Below are 20,376 nucleotides of genomic sequence, written 5' to 3' on the forward strand. Positions count from 1 at the left end.
GTCGCCCGATGACAGACCCAAAGAACCTAGAGAACAGGCTGCATGAGAAGGCCGACCCGGCCCGCGCCGTTTCCACTGGTCGGGTGCGCTACACACTGGCCGAACTACTGGCCGACGCGGAAGCATCCGGGGCTTACCCGCTGCCGCCGGAGGAACGCGAATGGATGGATGCGCCGTCTGTGGGTCGGGAATGGCCAAACAGTGAAGATTGAAAAAGGCGGCCAGTTCGAGTGGCCGCCCTTTCGTCATTAGCTGCACGCTTGGCGCAAGGCGTTCATTGCTTCTTGAAAATCAGCCTGTGTCGCCCGGCCCGTTTCAGCTTGGTAGTACACCACCATAAAAGCATTAGCGACGGCTTCGGCCAATGGCCCAAGGCTCCGCGCTTCCGCTTGGTTGATGTACTCCAAAGAAGAAAGAATAGCCGCTGCTTGATGCACTGCTTGCCCTGGTTCGATAATATGTTGTGTTGTCATAATTCACCTCTCCAGTAGGTGTTGATTGAAAGTGCCGGGCTGGTTGTGGCCAGCCCGGTGCGCCTACAGGTACAGCCCCGCCGCCTCCGCGAATGCTGACCGCTCATTCCTGCCGCCATTAACCTCAATACTTATCGGCTTAGTTTCGCTCTCTCTCATAGGGTCTGGCCGTGATACAAAAGCGGCTGTTTCTGTCTCTGCATCGACCTCGGTCGATTGATCACCCAGCGGCGAAATAAATACCTGGCTGACTTCTTCCCTTGGCGCTTCATCCAGGGCCGCCAATGCGGCCATGTATGTTGATGTCGTCATCGTGCTAACTCCTGACTTCGTTACTATCTGGGCCAGAATCGGCGCCCAAGCTATTGCCCTCGAACTGGCCAGATTGGCTTGCTTCTTTCGGCTCCATGCTTTCGCGTATCGAAGCAGCCAGTTTTCCGCCTGTGGTTTCGCTCACTCGCTCCTGGAATCCCTGCTTCACTTGAGAGCCGACACCCTTGGCTAACTCGGAGGCCGTGCCTGTGGCCAGCTTCGCGGCCTTGGCAAAGCCGCCACCGCTTGAGCTACTGCCGCTGTCACCAAAGCCAGCCGCTTGGGCGAATGGGCTACTGCCAGCAGTACCCGCTTCACCACCACCGTTTCCGCCACTGCTGACAACTGACCCCATGCTGGACATGTCACCGCCGGTTTCCATACTCGCTGATGCTTTCTGAAAAGCCGCTTGGAGTGCACTTGCACCTCCGGCTGCACCGGCTGCGGCACCCATAACCGCTTTACCTGCCAGGGCAGCGCCGCCAGTTGCCATACTGGCCGCCGTCACCGCCGCCCCAACTGCCGCACCCGCACCGAAGTTTCCAATTCCACCGGCTGCGCCAATACCACCACCAGACACAAGACCAGAAATCATCGGCGGAACTTTGTTGACCAAGAAAAGCAAGATGACCGATATAACCAACATCACGGCCAGTTCCTGGGATGCCATGTTCTCGCTGATTTGCGTGTAGTAGTGATTGATGAACTCTTTGCCAATCGCAACCAGAAGCACCATTGCCATAAGCTGTGCGGCCAGGCCCAGCACGGTCTTGTAGTAATTGATCGCCATGTCGGAAGTCCAACGACTTCCACCAAAGCCAAGGAAGAACACACCGGCATACAACAGAATCCAGGCTGATGCGAGCAACAGCAACAGGTTGACCGCAATCAACGCCAGGACAAACAAAACAGCCAGGGCCATTAGCTCCATGACCAGAGCAGTTGCCATCTGCCGCCATCCCAGCTCCGAGGTGGCCTGTACTGTGCGGTTGTATAACTCGAAACCAAGATCAAGGATGCTGGAGGGCCCAAGATTGCTATTGGAAAGTCCCCCCGCCTGCGCGCCCAGAGTTTGCAATGACTGAACAATCGTACCGGCGATATTCATGCCCTGGTTCGCATTCGTCAGCAACCACCAGAAAAAGCCGGTGAAGATCGTGAAGCGAACGAACTCCGCGAAGAACTCGCCAATGTCGGCCTTGCGCAAAGCCATCATGCCGAATGTCCAGACCATCGAAATCACAACCAGCGTCCAGAACAAACGCGATGCAGCGGACTCAATAGCTGGCCCCCATGTTGCGGCAGCATCATGAAAACGCTTGAGCACATCATTCATAACACCGCTGCTACTTAGCTCCTGCGCCATTGCAGGTTCAGCCAGCACCATTGTGGCGACCATCATCAAGCCACCTAGAGCAATTTTCTTTCTCATGGCGACCACCTCAATAATCATCTTTAGGGCTGGGCTTGAACTCCCACTGACGCATCTGCTTGGCCTTCTGGAATGCTCTGCATTCCTCGGTAAAGGCCTCTCGGTTCGCTTCGCTGCGCATTTCATTCAGTGCTGCCTGGAACGCATCGGGGGCACACGTCGCCGCATTTGGTTCGGGCATCCTTTCCTGTTCACATCCAGCCAACAACAGCAACGTAGCCGCGGTAGTAAAAAAGATTTTTTTCATCTCACCGCCTCCCTAGTAGTTGTCTGCCGGACTCGGGCGAAACGTCCAGGTACGCATTTGCTCGGCCCTGGCATCACCTCGCGCCTCGGCATCGAGTTCTGCTGCAATCCGGGCTGCCTCCGCGTTGTGTTGGGCGGTCAACATGGTGCGAATCTGCAAGAGCTGATTGGCCTGCTGGCTGGCGAGCTGGTTGGCGTAGCCGATGGCCTGTAGCTGGCCAGTTGCACCCTGGGCCGCGCCTTGCAGCCGCTCCAGGGTACGGGCGTCATCCTTCAAAGCCTTTTGCTGGTCGGCAACGGTCTGGAACAGGGCATCGTTGGCCTTCTTTTGCGACTCTGACGCCAGGCGGCGGTTCTCTTCCATCGCTGCCTTTTCGGCCGGCGTGCATCCGCCGCTGCCGTTGAAGCATGGCGAGCTGCGGTAATAGGCCACGTCCTGAAACTTGGCCAGGTAACGATCCAGGCTGCCTAGCTGGTTCTCGTAATAGGCCAGCGTGTTTTGCGCGGCAATCAGCCGGTTGATCGTAGTCTGCGCCTGATCCCAGATATACGCGGCTGGGGCCATCGTGTTCTGGAGCTGATTTTCGTACTGCTGCAACTGGGTCTGGTACTGCTCAATCTGCTTGAGCGTCTGCGCCACCGACTCGATGGCCGTCATGATGTTCTGGGCCAGGTTGCCGCCGTCGATGACGGGGATACCAGCTTGCACAGGGGCGGTGGTAGTGGTGATAAAGCCGGTTGCGAGTGCAACGGCTAGAGCGGTTTTTTTAGCCGCTAAAATTTTGGACTTCATGGTCGTACTCCGTCGATGAAAAGAAGGCATTGCCTTGACCAAGCGTTGTGCTTGTTCTCGGCAACGTTTCATCGAAGAGCTACGCCACTAGCTGATCGGTATTGCCCTTGGCGCTGAGGCCCGGACTTACAAACGTAAAACTACTCTGTTTTTTTATCGCTTTCGGACAAGCCAACTTCCCGGCCAATCTCTTCAAGCTCTAGCGGCTGTACTGCCGCCGTCAGTATTTCGCGTATTTCCGCGTCGGTGCTCCTATCGTTGAGCGCTGCTCGAACTTTCAACGCACGGTGCACCTCGGCGGGTAAATTCCTGATAAGCACATTTGCCATATCAATACCCTTTTGGTGTACCCGACAACCATGCTATCAAAGATATTAAAAATAGCAAGACCTATACTCTTGCAACCGGCGGTAGCCGATCAGCCCCGCAGGGCAGGATTCCCGTTGAGTGCCCCCGGCGCGAATAAGGGACAGTGAAGATAGATAACCGGCTTGCCGGTTAGCTAACTTCACCCATCCTGCCCGCATTTCACCCACTATTGAAAATCTAGCGCATATCGAACGTAAAGCGTTTTATCGTCAAACAAACACCGATTCTTGGCAACATAACCGTAATCGTCACCAAATCGGCCTGCAATCGACATAGTCGCTTCAAAATCGCTGCTCAATCGGCTTTAAATCGGAACCTAAAATGCCAACAATCGACACAAACCATTCGCCCCGATGGGGCGAGTTGGACGCCAAAAAAGAAGGGCATAACCCGCCCCTCAAGTGTCAATGAACACAAGAAATTTGCCTCCCCTCCCGTCATACCACTAAGGCGACGTATTGATACTTGAGGGGCAACCTTTCCTGATGTTGACACCTTCACGCAGGTTACTGGTTATGGGCGTCCAACACACACGGCTCATTCCTGCTTGGTAATAATAAGAATAATAATCTTCTTATTATTCTTACCGAACGAATGGGCACTGCTTAGCCATTTCACGTTTCGAGCCAAGGTTTCAGTACAGATAACTACAAGTGCACACAGCGGCCCTCCAGCACCGTTAGACGCAGATTCTGCTTCAGCTCATGGAATAAGGGACTCCGGGTTGTTTTCCCCTCTCACAAGGCGTTTCAGCGGCCACTGAAGCCGCCTTCTCTTCTTGGCGTTAAACCATCGGCCTATGGCCGATTGATAAAGCCCGCCAGGGCTTTATTGGCAAGGTCAGAACGCGCCCTCAAGGCGCGAGCTGCACCGCGCATGATGGATTATCTTTAGATAATCTTGGATGGATTTCCCAAACTGCCCGCAAAGCAGCGCACCGTCTGGGTTTTCCAAATTGGGACGGGGAACGTTACGACGGCAGAAGGGGAGCGTTACGACGGTAACAAGGGAACGTTACGACGGTAAACGGGTGCAGTTGCCGTGGGGCCAGGCCTCTTGATCTCCCATTTTCCCTTGGCGTATTCGTTCACTACCCAACCCACGGCGGCAAGTTCGGCCAGTGCCTTCCGGGCAGTCTGACGGCGTTTTTTCATAGCTTCGGCATTGGCTTCATCTGGCCAGACATAGCCGCAAAGCGTGTCCAGTTCCACGCGCCCGGATTTGCCGGGGTCGATCCAGCCGCATAGCCGTTGGTGCATCAGCCGTGCCGGATCAGTCTGTAGCACCCGCACTTCCGCCATGTCGATACGGGCATATGGACGATGCCCCAGGATCGCTTCGGCAATACGCGGATTCAGGGCAACCCATAGCCTGCCGTCCGTCTCGTCAAAAGCATGACTCATCAGGTGGAACGCGGCTTGCCGCCGTCCCTTCGTCACAAGGATGGTGACGTTCGACATGCGCAGCAGGCTGGCTTTGAGCGCCTTGATGTTGTCGCCGCTATCCGTCATGCCCGTTTCTGAGAGCAGTTTGGTCAGGCTCTCACGAACCACCAAGCCGTCTTGCTCAATGGCTTCGAAACGGGGTTCAAGGAATAGCCGTAGCTGTCGCCCCGTCTCACTGGTCGGTTCCGGGGTTAGCAAGATGCCGTTCGGGCCGCCAAGGGCCACGATGCCTTGCAAAAGACGCATATCATCGGCCCCGAGAGGTTCGAATCCGACGAAACGCATGGATTCGTCCTCGCCAAAGGTGTAGGTCACGTCCAGCTTGCAGCGTTTGCGATCGCCACGCTTGAGGCTGCGGAACAGGCCAGGTGCCAAACAGTGCGCGGGATCATGTCGGACGTGGGTCAGGTCATGCTTAGGCTTCTTCACGCTGTCTCCTTTTCACCTTGCACTGCCGCTCCAGTACAGCAGGCTTCAACACGCCGCCGTCGTGCCGTCTAAACCAGAGTTCTTGAAAAGGTGCGCCATAGTTGGCCTTGCTGACGCCAAAGCGGACAAAATACCCACGCTGACAATCATCGACCCCCAGTATCTCGGCCTCGCCTTGCGTCATGCCGGATAGGTACGATTGCCAACGGATGTTATCAACCAGTACGGACGATCCACGACTGGCCTGCTGTTGATCGCCCGACCCCATCATGGCTGCGCTTTTACTCGCGTGGTGCAGAAACACAATGGAGCAGCCTGTATCAGCGGCTATGGCCTCCATGTGCCCAACAACCTGCGCCATCGGCCCGCTAGCGTTCTCCTCCTCAATGTGGAAGCGCCGCAAAGTGTCCAAGATCATCAAGCGACGACCTTCAGCGGCTCGTTTGAGAGCATCGAACCAGCTAGCAGCCATGATGTTTGGGCATTTACCGATCAAGGGTTCAATGAGCAAACCATCAGCCACGGCTTGCCGTTCCGCTGCGCTGAGGTGTGCCCCAAGGGCGTGCAGACGATGGTGAATAGCGGCCGGTGGATCTTCAGCAGGCAGATAGACCACTTGCCCGGTGGGAAACTCGCCTATTTCAAGTAAATCAGGCCCGCCTGCAATCTGTGCAGCCAATTGAAGGGCCAACATGGATTTACCAGCCCCACCAGGCGACACAAGAGCACCAACAGTGCCAGCAACCATATTAGGCAGAACATAATCAATGGGTGGCGGCAATTCCGTGAAAGCCGCCATAAGATCAAGAGCCATATAACTAGCCCTCTATAGGGCCAGGTCGCGCAGCTTGATCACCCGATGATTTACGTGCCTCAATCCACTCTTCGACCTCTGACAAATCCCAGGCGACATTTCTACTGGTTAACGCGATACGGCGTGGAAAATCCCCTCGCTGCTCCAGGTTATAAATTGTTCGTGTCGAAAGCGGGATCATCTCCAGGAGCTTCTTCCTGTTGATGAGGGTCTTTATATTTTGCATGGGTCAATACCTCTCAAATGAATAGTTGCTATTCATCGAGTAGCTGCGCGAAGCAGCTAATCGGTAATTGACCTGCCCGATGCCAATGGCGGCCTTATTTATAAATTCACGGCATCAACTTCAATGCTATCAAAGATAGCAAAAACATCAACCCTTACTGCCTCCCGAAGTCCACTCATCAATCATATCGGCCCAATCCTGCAACATCGCCGCCCGCTGCTCGCGGTACTCAGCCTTGTTGTAGACAGCCCTCACGCCCTTCTGCTCGTGCGCCAGGCACTTCTCGATCCAGTCGGTGTTGTAGCCGGCCTCATGCAACAGCGTGCTGGCTGTGCGCCGCAAATCATGCGGTCCGAACTTGGTAAGTGACTTCCCATCTTTCTGCGCCGCCTTGTAAGTCAGCGTCAGCACCTGGTTAAGTGTGGCAGCGCTCATCGGCGCATCCGAGTCGTACCGTGATGGCAAAACGAAGTCGGAACCACCGGCAAAGGTTTTCATGGCAATGAAAATATCCAGAGCCTGCTGGGACAGAAATACCAGGTGCGGGTTACGGCGTTTCATCCGCTCCTTTGGAATCGTCCACAACGCTTCGCTGAAATTGATCTCGCTCCAGGTCGCATTGGTCAGCTCGCTCTTGCGCACCATCGTCAGCAATAACAGCTTGGCCGCCGCACGGTTTGTTGGGCTTGTGCCCACTCGCTCCATGTACTGGTACATCAGCCCAATTTCTTCTGGCGTCAACGCTCGGTCACGTGGCTCGAATCGAGCGATGCTTGTTGGGCGCACCAGTTCTGCCGGGTTTTCGACCTTCTGCCCACGCTCGATGGCCCAGCGAAATACCTGCAACACGATTTCACGCACATGAACGGCGGTGGCCGGTGCGCCTCGCTCAACAATGGCATCAGCCAGCGCCCGCAAGTCTTCGTGGGTGATCTCCACCAGCTTCTGATTGCTGAATTTCGGCTTCAGCTCACGCTCATAAACCGAGCGGCGCATATCGCGGGTGGAGTCGGCCATCTGGTAGCCACGCAGCCACTTCTCCGCCCAGGCACCGAACGTCTCTGCATCTTTCACCCGCGCCTTGTCTCGGGCTTTCTCCTTGGCCGGCGACTTGCCCGCCGCAACCATCTTCTTGGCGTCACCCAACAGCTCGCGGGCTTCGGCCAGGGTGATGCCACCGACACCATAACGCCCAAAGGTGATGGTCTCCTGCCGACCGTTGATTGAGTAGTTGTAACGGAACGAGATGGAGCCGGCTGGAGTCACTGCCACATAGAGACCTTCCCGGTCATTCACTTTGTAGAGTTTGTCCCTGGGCTTGAGATTGCGCAGCTTGGTATCGGTCAGCATGTACCTTGTCCTTCTTCGTCTCCGATACCATGCTGAAAAAATCTCGAATTTATCGTATTTTTTCTTACGAAACAGTAACTTATAGAATATTAATACCATGAACACACAAAAGAACGCAGCATGGTATCGGCATCAATCATGGCATCGCCAAACCATAATACCAGCTTTAATGCCATGCTCAAACGGTGCTTGGCGCTTCCTCCCGTTGCCAGATCGTGCCAAACACAAACAAAAAAAAGCCCGCAATTACGCGGGCTTAGCGGCATTTCATGCCATCAGGTGCCTGGCTGTGCCAGACGCGGAATCATTCCAATGGGTTTACTACAGTATCAATCCAAAATTGGCCAACTGGTGTTATGAAATTTTAGATATTTTGAAGACGGTTCAATCTCAATCAAAGCTGGATGATCAACACCCCCTTTCTGTAAATAGTTATTGTGAGTAATTCAATGAAATTTTTATTTTTATGTACTGGAAATAGCTGCCGTAGCATTTTGTCTGAAGTTTTGTTTAATAGCCGAGCACCAGAAGGTTGGAAAGCCTATAGTGCTGGGAGTAAGCCTTCAGGTCAAGTTCACCCGCTAACTTTAGAAACCCTTGAAAACTTAGGATTATCTACCGAAGGTTTATGGAGTAAAACGATTAATGATTGTGAACAATATCAACCTGATGTTGTGATCACAGTATGTGATTCTGCTGCTCAAGAAGCATGTCCACTTTATTTGGGTGGAGCAATCAAGGCACATTGGGGCTTGGCTGATCCTTCACACTTAGACGTGAATAAAGAAGAAAAAATAAAAGCCTTTATGAGCACTGTTGAACATATCAATCGTCGCTTAGATGCTTTATTTAAACTTAATGTAGATAAACTATCTCGCTCAGAATTGATTGCAGCAATTAATCAAATTTCGAACGTTGAGTAAGTGAAATGTCTGAAAAACGCTTATCTTTTTTAGATCGCAACCTGACGCTATGGATTTTTATTGCCATGGCCTTAGGCATTGCCATCGGAAACTTCTTTCCTCAGGCTTCTGTCGCACTCGATAAATTAAGCATTGATTCAGTGAATATTCCAATCGCGATTGGTCTTATTCTAATGATGTATCCACCACTGGCAAAAGTGAACTATGCGACTTTGCCACAAGTGTTTAAGGATAAGAAAACCCTTACTTTATCCTTAGTACAAAACTGGCTGATCGCGCCAGTACTCATGTTTGCCCTGGCAATCATATTTTTACATAGTTATCCAGAATATATGACCGGTGTCATCCTGATTGGTCTTGCTCGATGTATTGCCATGGTTCTGGTGTGGAATGGCTTGGCCTGTGGTGATAATCAATATGTTGCAGCATTAGTTGCCTTTAACAGCATCTTCCAGATTCTATTTTTCAGTACCTATGCCTGGTTATTCCTGACCTTCCTTCCACCCTATTTTGGTGTCGCTTCGCAGGTCATTAATGTCGATTTCTGGACCATCACCCATGCTGTTCTGGTTTATCTTGGTATTCCGTTCTTATTAGGTTTCTTAACGCGATGGATTTTGGTGAAACAGAAAGGCGTGGAATGGTATGAAACCAAGTTCATTCCGAAAATCAGTCCGCTGAGTTTAATGGCTTTGCTGTTCACCATTCTGGCCATGTTTAGCCTAAAAGGCGGTGATGTCGTGAGTCTTCCGCTTGAAGTTTTACGCATCGCGATTCCTTTAACCATTTACTTCGTTTTAATGTTCTTCATCAGTTTCTTTATGAGTAAATGGATGGGCAATGACTATCCTAAGACCACAGCAATTGCATTTACCGCAGCGGGGAATAATTTTGAATTATCACTTGCAGTAGCGATTGCAACTTTTGGTATCGCGTCCCCTGTTGCTTTTACCACGATTATTGGCCCACTGGTCGAAGTTCCTGTGTTGATTGCCTTGGTGAGTGTTTCACTCTGGCTGAGAAAGAAAGTTTTTAAAGAGGCCTAACTCTATGAATCTCCCAAATGTAGATCTAAATCTTCTTGAGCAACCCACCTTTGAAAAAGTTCAAGCCAAAGAACTTGCTCATCCTCCGCGAATTTTGCTGCTGTATGGCTCTAATCGAGAACGTTCTTACAGTCGCCTTGCAGTTCTTGAAGCCGGTCGAATCCTTGAGCATTTTGGGGCGGAAATAAAAATCTTTCATCCTAAAGGGCTTCCTTTACCAGAAGATGCGGATACTGAGCATCCAAAAGTAAAAGAGTTGCATGAGCTTTTAGCATGGTCAGAAGGCATGGTCTGGTGTTCACCTGAACGCCATGGTTCTATGAGTTCCATCTTTAAATCTCAAATCGACTGGATTCCACTGGCAGGAGGGGCAATCCGTGCAACCCAAGGTAAAACTCTTGCCTTGATGCAAGTCAGTGGCGGATCACAGTCCTTTAACAGCCTGAACCAGATGCGTATTTTGGGGCGGTGGATGCGGATGATCACCATTCCAAATCAGTCTTCAGTTCCAAAAGCTTTTTTGGAGTTTGAAGAAGATGGACGAATGAAACCTTCGGCTTTCTATGACCGGATTGTGGATGTGATGGAAGAGTTATTTAAGTTCACCCTACTGACTCGTGGACAAAGCAAATACCTGACAGATCGTTATTCAGAACGTAAGGAATCAGCTGAAGAATTATCTAAACGTGTCAATCAGCGCAGTTTGTAAGCTGCCAGGTGATCTTAAATGCAAAAGAGACATTCTAAATTAATCATTCTTGGCTCAGGTCCTGCGGGTTACAGCGCTGCGGTATATGCAGCACGGGCTAATCTTAAACCCACTTTAGTTGCAGGCTTACAACTCGGTGGTCAATTAACCACGACCACTGAAGTCGATAACTGGCCGGGTGATCCAGAAGGTTTAACAGGCCCCGCACTCATGGAACGTATGCAAGCGCATGCGGAACGTTTTGGCACCGAAATCGTCTATGACCATATCAGTAAAGTGGATTTAAGCGTTCGTCCATTCGTGCTGAAAGGCGATATGGAAGAACTCACCTGTGATGCCCTGATTATTGCCACAGGTGCAACGGCACAATACTTAGGTCTTGAGTCTGAAGCCAAATTCATGGGGCAAGGTGTAAGTGCCTGTGCAACTTGTGACGGTTTCTTCTATAAGAACCAGAAGGTGATGGTTGTAGGCGGTGGTAACACTGCGGTTGAAGAGGCGCTTTACCTGTCTAATATTGCAGCTCACGTGACTTTAGTACATCGCCGAGATTCATTGCGTTCTGAAAAAATTCTACAAGACCATCTTTTTGCAAAACAGAAAGAAGGCAAAATTAGCATTCTTTGGAACAATCAAGTGGATGAAGTGTTAGGCGATAACACCGGAGTAACTGGAGTGCGTTTAAAATCCACTGTAGATGGATCAAAGCAAGATATTGAGGTACAGGGTTTATTCGTGGCAATTGGTCACAAACCAAATACTGAGATGTTTTCAGCGCAACTTGAGTTACGTGATGGCTATATTCAGATCCAAAGCGGAACAGCGGGGAATGCCACTGCTACTTCAGTGCAAGGTGTATTCGCTGCCGGTGATGTGGCTGATTCAGTTTATCGCCAAGCGATTACTTCAGCAGGCTCCGGTTGTATGGCTGCATTAGATGCTGAAAAATATCTTGATAGTTTAAGTTGATTTTGATGTTGTCATAAAAATATAGTGAATATTGTAAAAGCCCAGTCTTCAGGATTGGGTTTTTATATTAAAGAAAAAATAAAAGGGGACAAGGCTTTGAATCAGAAACAGACGGAAACTGATGTCATCATTATCGGTGGTGGACAGGCAGCTTTATCTACAGCTTATTTTTTAAAGCGAAAAAAATACCATTTATTATTTTAGATGATCAAAATCAAGCAGGTGGAGCCTGGTTACATGCTTGGAATTCTTTGCGTCTGTTTTCACCGAATAGCTGGAGTTCCTTACCAGGTTGGGTTATGCCGAATACAGAACAAACGTATCCGACCAAGAAAGAAGTTATTGAATACTTGCAGCAATATGAGCAGCGTTACCACTTTCCGATTATTCGTCCTGTATATGTTGATCACGTCAAAAGCGAAGGAGAAGTATTGAGTGTGCATGCAGGTGAACAGACATGGAGAGCCAAGGCTGTAATCAGTGCAACGGGCACCTGGAGTCATCCTTATATCCCATCTTACCCTGGCCAAGAAAATTTCAAAGGTCTGCAATTACACTCCGCCCATTATCAAAATGCAGAACTTTTTAAAGATAAGCACGTCATGATAGTCGGTGGTGGAAATTCTGGAGCACAAATTTTGGCTGAAGTTTCCCAAGTGGCAGACACTCTTTGGATCACGCCAACACCTCCTCAATTTTTAGCAGATGATGTTGATGGCCGTGTACTGTTTTTACGTGCGACAGAGCGTTTAAAGGCACAATTAGAAGGCCGTACAATAGATCAGCCTGTTGGCGGTCTGGGTGATATTGTCATGATTGATTCAGTCAAAGATGCACGTGCACGAGGCGTTTTACATAGTGAGCGCCCATTTTCGGTTTTTACGGAAAATGGCGTGATTTGGGAAGATGGATCTTTTCAACAGGTTGATGCAGTGATTTGGTGTACTGGATTTAAAGCGACTTTAGACCATTTAAAGCCACTTGGAATAGTAGAGGAAAATAATACGATACTGGTTGAAGGAAGCAGATCAGTCAAACAATCTAACCTATGGTTAGTAGGATATGGTGAATGGACCGGACCTGGTTCAGCGACACTGGTGGGTGTTTCAAGGGCAGCGAGAGCCACAGTGGATGAAATCGTTGCTTATCTACACGAAGTTGATACTAAAAATTCTTTAGAAAAATAAGCTATCTACTCCCTTAGATGATTTTAAAGCCAATTCTTTTACTTTCATGCTTCAGCTATATCAGGTGAGTTAAAGTAATTCCATTTTCATAATTTTAGTCGCCCTACCTAATTATAAATACCAAGCCTTGAATAGATAAAAAATCTATTCAAGGCTTTAGTGTCATCTCAATAAAAGTACAGGTTTTATTGAGCTTGACAACAATTTGGTCGTCGTACTCCCAATAAAAAACTGGCGTATCTTTGAGTGACCATATGCACCAACCACCATCATATCAATAGCGTTTTTCTCTTGGTAATCTAATATTGATTTATCGACATCACCTTCAAGTACGATATCAATTACATTAAAACCATTATTTGCAAGCAGCTCTTTTGCCCAAGTAACTTGAGATGTCATATCACTATTTGGCTTACCAACATATACCACATGAGCTGTCAGGGTTTTTAATAAAGGACTATTTGCAATTTTGTCTACACAAATACGTGCAGTAGGACTTCCATCAAAAGCAATTAAAAAAGACTTAGGTGGACTAAAGGGTGCAGATGTTATTAATACGGGTTTATGAAGGGCACGAACAACATTTTCAATATGGGTTCCAACTTTACTGGAATCATGCTCGGTTTCAGTTCCATGCTTCCCCATAATAAGAACTCGAATGTCTTCTTCCATTCCCATAATTGTTTCTAAAAGACTGCCGTGACGTTGAAAACTTTGAGCATCAATAGAGAACTTCTCCAATAGATAATTCTTTGCTTCCCGAAGAAGAATTTGGCCATGCTCTAGCTCAATCTTCCCCTTACGCTCTTCAAGTTCAACCAACTCATTTAGCAATGTTTCTCGACTTCCCAAGCCGATTGCACCGCTTAAATCTTGTGGTGCTTTCGCTTTTGGCTTATCAATAACATGTAATAACTTAAGCGGTGAACTAAGTTTATCGCTAAACCAAGCTGCATAATCACAAACGGTATTTGTTGCTAATGATCCATCAATACATGCAATAATTTTTGACATAATTCATCCCTCTTAGTGGCTATTTAAGCGATCTAAAGCATCTGGCTTATCATGGATACCAAACTTATCGACTAAGGTTTTGCTGGCTTCATTCATTCCAATAAGTTCGACTTCTGTTCCTTCACGTCTAAACTTAATGACCACTTTATCTACGGCAGCGACCGCAGACACATCCCAGAAGTGAGCCTGGCTAACATCAATCACAACTTTTGAAAGTGCTTCTTTGAAATCAAATGCAGAAGTAAATTTATCTGCTGAGCTGAAGAACACTTGACCTGTTACCGTATAAATACGGGTATTTTCAGGTTCATTAAATTCGGACTGAATTGCCATGTAGCGTTCAATTTTATTGGCAAAAAATAATGCAGAAAGAAGTACACCGACTAATACGCCATAAGCCAAGTTATGTGTTGCAACGACCACGACGACTGTAACGATCATCACGATATTGCTAGAAACTGGATATTGGCGAATATTTCGTAATGAATCCCAGTTAAATGTTCCGATTGCTACCATGATCATGACCGCAACCAGTGCAGCCATTGGAATGACTTTGAGCCAGTCACTGATAAACACCACCATAATTAACAGGAAGACCCCAGCACTAAATGATGATAAACGGGTACGTCCACCAGATTTCACATTAATAATGGATTGACCAATCATGGCACAGCCTGCCATTCCGCCTAAAAAGCCAGATGCGACATTGGCAACACCTTGTCCTTTACACTCACGGTTTTTATCACTATTGGTATCGGTTAAATCATCCACAATTGTTGCGGTCATCATAGATTCAAGCAAACCGACGGCTGCTAATCCCAGTGAATAAGGCAAAATAATAGCTAAAGTTTCAAGATTTAAAGGAATATCAGGAAGTAAGAAAATTGGTAGCGTATCTGGTAATTGCCCCATATCGCCTACGGTTCTTACATCTAAACCAATGAACAAGGCAAAGAGCGTAAGGAGGACAATACAAATGAGAGGAGAGGGTAAAAGCTTCCCTATCACTGGGATATAAGGGAATAGATAAATAATAGCTAAACCTCCAACTGTCATCGCATAGACATGCCATGTCACATTGGTGAGTTCAGGCAATTGAGCCATAAAAATTAGAATAGCTAAGGCATTCACAAAGCCAATCACGACTGACTTTGATACAAACCGCATCAGAGCACCTAATTTTAGATAACCTGCTAGGATTTGAATAAATCCTGTCAAAATTGTGGCTGCTAATAAGTATTGCAGACCATGGTCTTTAACCAGTGTGACCATTAATAAAGCCATTGCACCAGTTGCAGCAGAAATCATACCAGGGCGACCACCTACGAAAGCAATCACAACTGCAATACAGAATGAAGCATATAGCCCGACTTTAGGATCGACACCTGCAATGATGGAGAAGGCAATTGCTTCAGGAATTAGAGCCAAAGCAACAACAATACCCGCAAGAACATCCCCGCGAATATTGGAGAACCATTGTTCTCGAATAGTGGATAACATGAAAATAGCCTATTTTTTTAAATTTTAGGAAAGGCTAGTGATGTGATATATGACACACAAGCTACTACACCACATCACTAGACAGTGATGAGTTATTTACTGAATTAAGAGGTAAATAAACTTATGGTGGCGTAAGTGTCATATTAAGAAAGATATCTATTTTGGAGGATTTCGGGGGCAATGATAGCAGCTAGGTCCTTTTATATCCACCCTAGCCGCAATTTGAAAGAAAATATAGGACACTTCTGCAAATAAAAATTTGAGTCAATGATGTTCCCTTGAAGAAATGGATTTGAACAACCATCAAAAATAGCAGTTAAAGACAGCTACTTTTATTTTGTACATGCTTATTTTATTGGGATTGCGCTTAAGTGATATAAATTTTACAAAGGGTAGATAAAAATTGATACTTTTTCTTAGATCAACACTTTAGTGTAACTTTAGAGCATACTTTAAAGTTACACTAAACATCTATATGAAGACTAAAGTCCAAATTAGTGTTTATGTTGGTTCAATGTATTACATTTCGTATTTTCTATTTGTAACGTAATTTCAGTAATATTATGATTATGTTTTAGAACTTCTAAGGCCTTTTGATAGAGTTGATCTGTATTGCTATTCGGAGCAACCAAATGAGCAGTTAAATGAATATTTCTTGAGGATATAGCCCAGACTTTCAACTGATGAATCCCTTCAACGCCCTCTAGCTTCAATAAATCATTTCTTAACGACTCAATATCAATCTCATCAGGAACTCCTTCAAGCAGAATATGAATACTTTGTTTTAATAAAATCCAAGTTCGAGGTAAGACCCAGAAGCCAATTAACACAGCGATTACGGTATCAACCCACATCCACTGGGTAAAATAAATAACTATTCCTCCGATAATCACGCCTATCGATCCTAGAGCATCACTAAGAACTTCTAAATATGCACCTTTTATATTTAGACTTCCTTCAGCACTAGCAGAAAGGATTTTCATTGAAATCAAATTTATGACCAAACCAATGACCGCGACAATCATCATTCCAACACTTTGAATTTCAGCAGGATTCGTAAAACGTTGATAAGCTTCATATACAATATATATTGCTACCACAAAAAGCATCACCGCATTAAACAGAGCCGCTAAAATTTCAAATCGCTGATAGCCAAAAGTTCTTTTATCATCTGCGGCTTTTTTACCAATTTTGATAGCGGCAAGAGCAATAGCTAAAGCGGCTACATCAGTAAACATATGAGCTGCATCAGATAACAAAGCCAAACTTTGGGTAATAAAAGCAGCGACAACTTCTACTATTAAAAAAGTGGTCGTTAAACCTAAGGCAACCATTAACTTCTTACTATTTTCTTCAGTAACAACCGCATGGCTATGATCATGATGTTCTGACATAAAATATTTTCCTTATTCTATTTATGATGAGCAGAGATATTGGATAACAGCCAATATCTCTGCTGTAAATCGACTAATCTATTGGATTAAGAAACTTTCTTTTCATTTATCCAACGATAAAGCACGGGTAACAGCACCAAAGTTAGTAATGTTGAAGAGATAATCCCGCCAATCACTACGGTTGCCAGTGGCCGTTGAACCTCAGCCCCTGTTCCGGTTGCCAGCGCCATTGGTACAAAACCCAGTGAAGCCACACAAGCTGTCATCAACACTGGTCTTAAGCGCAAAATAGCCCCTTGCCACACGGCTTTATGCACTGGATATTTGTCCCTTAATTCCTTAATAAAGGTCAGCATTACCAGTCCATTGAGGACTGCAACACCAGATAAGGCAATAAAGCCAATTCCAGCTGACATCGATAATGGAATATCCCTTAGCCAAAGGAACAGCACACCACCGGTCAAGGCAAAGGGTACCCCGGTAAAGACCAATAGACTTTCTTTGACATTGTGAAAGACCGCCATCAGTAAAATAAAGATAGTGATTAAAGCCAGTGGAATCACGATTTGCATCCGTGCTTTGGCTGAAGCCAAATTTTCAAACTGACCGCCATATTCTATCCAATAACCACTTGGCAAAGTGTATGCTTTGAGCTGTGTCTGTACATCAGAAACAAAAGACCCTAAATCACGCCCTTCAACATTCGTTGTAACCACAACTCGGCGTTTACCATTTTCTCGACTGACTTGGTTGATTCCTTCAATGGTCGAGACTTGCGCGACATCCGACAATAAAATACTGCCACCATTTGGAAGCTGAATAGGTAACTGGGAAACAGATGCGACACTACGGTCTTGCTCTCCAAGACGGATAACAAAATCAAAACGACGATCGCCTTCTAAAATCTCTCCCACGCTTTGTCCACCAATACTTGCAGCCACCACATCCTGAATAGATTTCACACTCAAGCCATACTGGGCAGCTAAAGCTTTATCAATCTCTACATTGAGTAAAGGCAGACCCGAAGTTTGTTCAACTTTCACCGCACTGCTACCTGCGACTTGCTGAATGATTTTCGCGATTTTTGCAGCCTCAGTATTCAAAACCTGCATGTCATCACCAAAAACCTTCACCCCCACATCACTGCGTATACCTGAAATCAGTTCATTAAAACGTAGCTCAATAGGCTGAGAAAACTCACTGTTATTGCCGGGAATTGTCGCAAGATAAGCTTCCATTCGGGTTCGAAGTGCATCTAGGCTTTCTTTTGAATCTGGCCATTCCTCACGTGGTTTCAGCATGATATAACCATCGGAAATATTCGGTGGCATCACATCTGTCGCCACTTCAGCAGTCCCGGTACGGGCAAATATAGCTTTAATTTCGGGAAAGTTTTTCAGTAAAAGCTTTTCGGTATTTTCCTGAATACGTAAAGACTCTTCCAAGCCTGTGCTTGGAGAACGTAATTGCTGTACCGCAAAATCACCTTCACTCAGCTGGGGTGCAAACTCACTGCCAATCTTCGTGCTGAGCAGACCCGTAATGACCAGGAGACAAATGGCAAAAGTTAAAACCACCGCTTTGTAATGATAGGCTCCATCCAATATCTGTTGATATCGGGTTTTGAGCCAGATCATCCAACGGCTTTCCGTTTCTTTGATCTCCCCTTTAACCCATAAAGCAACTGCAGCGGGCACAAAGGTGATCGATAAAATAATAGCTGCCACCAGTGCGAGAACAACGGTTAAAGCCATCGGATGAAATAGTTTTGCTTCTACACCACTTAAAGCAAAAATCGGCAAATACACCACCAAAATAATAAGCTGACCAAAAATAAGAGGACGACGTGCTTGGCGGGCAGCCAGAAAAACTTCCTTAAAGCGTTCACTTTGTGTGAGAGGTCGTTTTAACAGTTGCTGTGTATGGGCTAAACGCCGGATACAGTTTTCGACAATCACCACAGCACCATCGACAATGATGCCGAAATCGAGTGCACCTAAACTCATCAGATTGGCACTGATATTTTTCTGTGCCATCCCGGTTAAGGTAAACAGCATAGAGAGTGGAATGACACAGGCAGTAATCAAGGCAGCACGGATATTCCCTAAAAACAGGAACAGAATGATGATGACCAGGATTGCTCCCTCTACCAAGTTTTTCTGAACGGTTTTAATCGCCTTCTCAACCAAGGTAGTACGGTCGTACACCGGTTCAATCACTACCCCTTTAGGCAAACTATTCTGAATATCTTGAAGCTTGGCATCCACAGCTTTAGAAACAGTCCGGCTATTTCCACCCATCGCCATCATGGCAATCCCTAAAACGGTTTCTTTGCCGTTATAGGTTGCCCCACCGGTTCTTAAATCATGCCCAATAGAGACTTGCGCAATATCACCAACCCGAATTGGGCTGCCATTTGGGCTACCCAGCATGGTGTTCTCAATATCAGAAAGCCCATTGAATGTACCCGGTACACGTACCGTCAGTTGCTGACCATTGTCTTCAATATAACCTGCACCTCGGTTCTCATTATTTTGCGCTAAAGCCTGTTGCAGTTGTTCTAATGAGATATTCAGTTGCTGCATCCGGTTTAAATCGGGAGAGACCACATAGGTTTTTTCAAAACCACCAATACTGTTGACCTCTGCAACTCCCTTAACACGTTGCAGTTGAGGACGCACAATCCAGTCCTGAATCTCACGCAAATCCATCGGCGTGTATGCAGTTCCATCCGGCTTTTTCGCATTCGGATCTGCCTTCAGTACCCATTGATAAATCTCACCGAGACCCGTAGAAACGGGGGACATCGTCGGTGCGATTTGTGCAGGCAACTCAGATTGCGCCTCCTGTATCCGTTGGTTAATCTGCTGACGGGCCCAATAAATATCAGTCCCATCTTTAAAGACAATGGTGACTTGAGAGAGTCCATAACGGGATATGGAACGGGTAAGCTCCAGATCCGGAATGCCAGCCATGGCATTTTCAATGGGATAGGTAATCCGCTGTTCGACTTCAAGCGCAGTAAAACCCTTGGCTTGAGTATTAATCTGGACTTGGGTATTGGTAATATCGGGTACAGCATCAATCGGGAGTTTCTGATAGCTATACACCCCGACCGCAATCCAGGTACAGACAAAGAGCAACACCCAAATCGCATTTTGTATGGAAAACTGAATGATTCGTTCGAATAAACCTTCTGGTTTTGGCAGATCAGAATTAATGTTCATGGCCTGCCTCGTCTTTTTCTAATTCAGATTTCAACAAGAAACTGCCTTGAGCGATATACTTCTGCCCTTCAGTCAGCCCAGAAATCACTTCAAGCCATTGTCCATCACTTGAAGCCTGCCCCAATTGCACTTTCTGTGCTTTTAAGTGGACTTGACCTTTTTGTTCTGAATCTACGATGAAAATACTGTCTTCACCTTCAATACTTTGCAGCGCAGACTTTTGAATCCGAAGGGCTGATTTTGCTGTAGCTTCCGGAATCAACACTCTCACTGATGTGGTTCTAGGATTTTAGACCACGCCTATAAGTGATAATCTACTCCCCAATAAGCATGGGAAATGCTTGTTTTTGGAGTCAACCATGACACGAAGAAAACGTCGTAATCATTCAGCAGAGTTTAAAGTTAAAGTTGCTCTCGCAGCAATTAAAGGCGACCACACACTCGCTGAACTTTCTACTCAATTCGATTTACATCAAAACCAAATCATCGATTGGAAAAATCAACTGCTTGAGCAATCA

General features: G+C 46.9%; 21 protein-coding genes and 2 pseudogenes. 8 read left to right on the forward strand and 15 right to left on the reverse strand.

What is annotated here, in order from left to right; all coding sequences use genetic code 11:
* Window positions 1-8: 8 nt before the first annotated feature.
* Window positions 9-212 (forward strand): hypothetical protein, encoded by a 204-nt coding sequence (locus F938_RS01300; RefSeq protein WP_000131871.1) that lies wholly within the window; start codon window positions 9-11, stop codon window positions 210-212.
* A 36-nt stretch (window positions 213-248) separates the two neighbouring features.
* On the opposite strand, the gene F938_RS01305 is transcribed toward F938_RS01300, so the two are convergent.
* From F938_RS01305 to F938_RS01350, 10 genes are all read right to left on the reverse strand, one after another.
* Entirely contained in the window at window positions 249-473 is a 225-nt protein-coding gene (locus F938_RS01305; protein WP_000211355.1) for a type I toxin-antitoxin system ptaRNA1 family toxin, read from the reverse strand.
* A gap of 63 nt (window positions 474-536) precedes the next feature.
* A complete protein-coding gene (locus tag F938_RS01310) occupies window positions 537-785 on the reverse strand; it encodes a hypothetical protein (RefSeq protein ID WP_000213809.1) in 249 nt (82 codons plus the stop codon).
* 4 nt (window positions 786-789) lie between these two features.
* Window positions 790-2,217 (reverse strand): P-type conjugative transfer protein TrbL, encoded by a 1,428-nt coding sequence (gene trbL, locus F938_RS01315; protein ID WP_001405816.1) that lies wholly within the window; start codon window positions 2,215-2,217, stop codon window positions 790-792.
* Window positions 2,218-2,227: 10 nt separating this feature from the next.
* The gene (gene trbK, locus F938_RS01320; RefSeq protein WP_000718002.1) at window positions 2,228-2,464 is read right to left on the reverse strand and encodes an entry exclusion lipoprotein TrbK; all 237 of its coding nucleotides are present in this window, start codon (window positions 2,462-2,464) and stop codon (window positions 2,228-2,230) included.
* A gap of 12 nt (window positions 2,465-2,476) precedes the next feature.
* On the reverse strand, window positions 2,477-3,256 hold the full coding sequence (trbJ, locus tag F938_RS01325; protein ID WP_000836966.1) for a P-type conjugative transfer protein TrbJ: 780 nt from the start codon (window positions 3,254-3,256) through the stop codon (window positions 2,477-2,479).
* A 140-nt stretch (window positions 3,257-3,396) separates the two neighbouring features.
* Window positions 3,397-3,585: a FitA-like ribbon-helix-helix domain-containing protein gene (locus F938_RS01330; RefSeq protein ID WP_000024442.1), complete on the reverse strand. Its 189-nt coding sequence runs from the start codon at window positions 3,583-3,585 to the stop codon at window positions 3,397-3,399.
* Window positions 3,586-4,617: 1,032 nt separating this feature from the next.
* Window positions 4,618-5,499, reverse strand: a complete 882-nt coding sequence (repC, locus tag F938_RS01335) for a replication protein C, IncQ-type (protein ID WP_000743064.1) — start codon at window positions 5,497-5,499, stop codon at window positions 4,618-4,620.
* Entirely contained in the window at window positions 5,486-6,313 is an 828-nt protein-coding gene (locus tag F938_RS01340) for a helicase RepA family protein (RefSeq protein WP_001162384.1), read from the reverse strand. The genes repC and F938_RS01340 overlap by 14 nt, the downstream gene beginning before the upstream one ends.
* Window positions 6,314-6,317: 4 nt before the next feature.
* The gene (locus F938_RS01345) at window positions 6,318-6,539 is read right to left on the reverse strand and encodes a helix-turn-helix transcriptional regulator (RefSeq protein WP_001179606.1); all 222 of its coding nucleotides are present in this window, start codon (window positions 6,537-6,539) and stop codon (window positions 6,318-6,320) included.
* Between the two features lie 147 nt (window positions 6,540-6,686).
* Window positions 6,687-7,889 carry a tyrosine-type recombinase/integrase gene (locus F938_RS01350; RefSeq protein ID WP_000954590.1) on the reverse strand — a complete coding sequence of 401 codons (1,203 nt, stop codon included), beginning with the start codon at window positions 7,887-7,889 and terminating at the stop codon, window positions 6,687-6,689.
* A gap of 97 nt (window positions 7,890-7,986) precedes the next feature.
* Between F938_RS01350 and F938_RS24925 the strand changes: the two genes are divergently transcribed.
* The 6 genes and pseudogenes from F938_RS24925 (at window position 7,987) to F938_RS01385 (ending at window position 12,723) form a co-directional block, all read left to right on the forward strand.
* On the forward strand, window positions 7,987-8,334 hold the full coding sequence (locus F938_RS24925) for a hypothetical protein (RefSeq protein WP_010591199.1): 348 nt from the start codon (window positions 7,987-7,989) through the stop codon (window positions 8,332-8,334).
* Window positions 8,335-8,338: 4 nt separating this feature from the next.
* On the forward strand, window positions 8,339-8,812 hold the full coding sequence (locus F938_RS01360; RefSeq protein ID WP_004644741.1) for an arsenate reductase ArsC: 474 nt from the start codon (window positions 8,339-8,341) through the stop codon (window positions 8,810-8,812).
* Between the two features lie 5 nt (window positions 8,813-8,817).
* On the forward strand, window positions 8,818-9,858 hold the full coding sequence (gene arsB, locus F938_RS01365) for an ACR3 family arsenite efflux transporter (RefSeq protein ID WP_004644740.1): 1,041 nt from the start codon (window positions 8,818-8,820) through the stop codon (window positions 9,856-9,858).
* A gap of 4 nt (window positions 9,859-9,862) precedes the next feature.
* Entirely contained in the window at window positions 9,863-10,567 is a 705-nt protein-coding gene (arsH, locus tag F938_RS01370) for an arsenical resistance protein ArsH (RefSeq protein WP_004644739.1), read from the forward strand.
* 18 nt (window positions 10,568-10,585) lie between these two features.
* Window positions 10,586-11,536: a thioredoxin-disulfide reductase gene (gene trxB, locus F938_RS01375; protein WP_004726777.1), complete on the forward strand. Its 951-nt coding sequence runs from the start codon at window positions 10,586-10,588 to the stop codon at window positions 11,534-11,536.
* Window positions 11,537-11,632: 96 nt separating this feature from the next.
* A pseudogene (locus F938_RS01385) lies at window positions 11,633-12,723 on the forward strand (ArsO family NAD(P)H-dependent flavin-containing monooxygenase).
* Window positions 12,724-12,885: 162 nt separating this feature from the next.
* Here the strand turns inward: F938_RS01385 and F938_RS01390 are convergent.
* The 5 genes and pseudogenes from F938_RS01390 to F938_RS01410 form a co-directional block, all read right to left on the reverse strand.
* A complete protein-coding gene (locus F938_RS01390; RefSeq protein WP_004726781.1) occupies window positions 12,886-13,737 on the reverse strand; it encodes a universal stress protein in 852 nt (283 codons plus the stop codon).
* 12 nt (window positions 13,738-13,749) lie between these two features.
* Window positions 13,750-15,237, reverse strand: a complete 1,488-nt coding sequence (locus F938_RS01395) for a SulP family inorganic anion transporter (protein ID WP_004726783.1) — start codon at window positions 15,235-15,237, stop codon at window positions 13,750-13,752.
* A gap of 494 nt (window positions 15,238-15,731) precedes the next feature.
* Window positions 15,732-16,631, reverse strand: coding sequence for a cation diffusion facilitator family transporter (locus F938_RS01400; protein WP_005028603.1), 900 nt, complete (start codon window positions 16,629-16,631; stop codon window positions 15,732-15,734).
* 86 nt (window positions 16,632-16,717) lie between these two features.
* Window positions 16,718-19,858: an efflux RND transporter permease subunit gene (locus tag F938_RS01405; RefSeq protein ID WP_005028604.1), complete on the reverse strand. Its 3,141-nt coding sequence runs from the start codon at window positions 19,856-19,858 to the stop codon at window positions 16,718-16,720.
* Window positions 19,848-20,129: pseudogene (locus F938_RS01410) on the reverse strand (efflux RND transporter periplasmic adaptor subunit); the annotation flags it as partial. The gene F938_RS01405 and the pseudogene F938_RS01410, both read right to left, overlap by 11 nt.
* A gap of 88 nt (window positions 20,130-20,217) precedes the next feature.
* Between F938_RS01410 and F938_RS01415 the strand changes: the two are divergent.
* The coding region (locus F938_RS01415; RefSeq protein WP_005028606.1) for an IS3 family transposase at window positions 20,218-20,376 on the forward strand (159 nt) is incomplete at its 3' end.

It is taken from the genome of Acinetobacter bereziniae LMG 1003 = CIP 70.12 (assembly GCF_000368925.1).
GTDB lineage: Bacteria > Pseudomonadota > Gammaproteobacteria > Pseudomonadales > Moraxellaceae > Acinetobacter > Acinetobacter bereziniae.

Bases quoted from the DNA above. Each gene is read 5' to 3' on its own strand.
- F938_RS01395 (WP_004726783.1), bottom strand. From the start codon at position 15,237: ATGTTATCCACTATTCGAGAACAATGGTTCTCCAATATTCGCGGGGAT.
- arsB (WP_004644740.1), top strand. From the start codon at position 8,818: ATGTCTGAAAAACGCTTATCTTTTTTAGATCGCAACCTGACGCTATGG.
- F938_RS01400 (WP_005028603.1), bottom strand. From the start codon at position 16,631: ATGTCAGAACATCATGATCATAGCCATGCGGTTGTTACTGAAGAAAAT.
- trxB (WP_004726777.1), top strand. From the start codon at position 10,586: ATGCAAAAGAGACATTCTAAATTAATCATTCTTGGCTCAGGTCCTGCG.
- F938_RS01360 (WP_004644741.1), top strand. From the start codon at position 8,339: ATGAAATTTTTATTTTTATGTACTGGAAATAGCTGCCGTAGCATTTTG.
- F938_RS01330 (WP_000024442.1), bottom strand. From the start codon at position 3,585: ATGGCAAATGTGCTTATCAGGAATTTACCCGCCGAGGTGCACCGTGCG.
- trbJ (WP_000836966.1), bottom strand. From the start codon at position 3,256: ATGAAGTCCAAAATTTTAGCGGCTAAAAAAACCGCTCTAGCCGTTGCA.
- F938_RS01345 (WP_001179606.1), bottom strand. From the start codon at position 6,539: ATGCAAAATATAAAGACCCTCATCAACAGGAAGAAGCTCCTGGAGATG.
- trbK (WP_000718002.1), bottom strand. From the start codon at position 2,464: ATGAAAAAAATCTTTTTTACTACCGCGGCTACGTTGCTGTTGTTGGCT.
- F938_RS01390 (WP_004726781.1), bottom strand. From the start codon at position 13,737: ATGTCAAAAATTATTGCATGTATTGATGGATCATTAGCAACAAATACC.
- arsH (WP_004644739.1), top strand. From the start codon at position 9,863: ATGAATCTCCCAAATGTAGATCTAAATCTTCTTGAGCAACCCACCTTT.
- trbL (WP_001405816.1), bottom strand. From the start codon at position 2,217: ATGAGAAAGAAAATTGCTCTAGGTGGCTTGATGATGGTCGCCACAATG.
- F938_RS24925 (WP_010591199.1), top strand. From the start codon at position 7,987: ATGAACACACAAAAGAACGCAGCATGGTATCGGCATCAATCATGGCAT.
- F938_RS01405 (WP_005028604.1), bottom strand. From the start codon at position 19,858: ATGAACATTAATTCTGATCTGCCAAAACCAGAAGGTTTATTCGAACGA.
- F938_RS01350 (WP_000954590.1), bottom strand. From the start codon at position 7,889: ATGCTGACCGATACCAAGCTGCGCAATCTCAAGCCCAGGGACAAACTC.
- F938_RS01305 (WP_000211355.1), bottom strand. From the start codon at position 473: ATGACAACACAACATATTATCGAACCAGGGCAAGCAGTGCATCAAGCA.
- F938_RS01340 (WP_001162384.1), bottom strand. From the start codon at position 6,313: ATGGCTCTTGATCTTATGGCGGCTTTCACGGAATTGCCGCCACCCATT.
- F938_RS01310 (WP_000213809.1), bottom strand. From the start codon at position 785: ATGACGACATCAACATACATGGCCGCATTGGCGGCCCTGGATGAAGCG.
- F938_RS01300 (WP_000131871.1), top strand. From the start codon at position 9: ATGACAGACCCAAAGAACCTAGAGAACAGGCTGCATGAGAAGGCCGAC.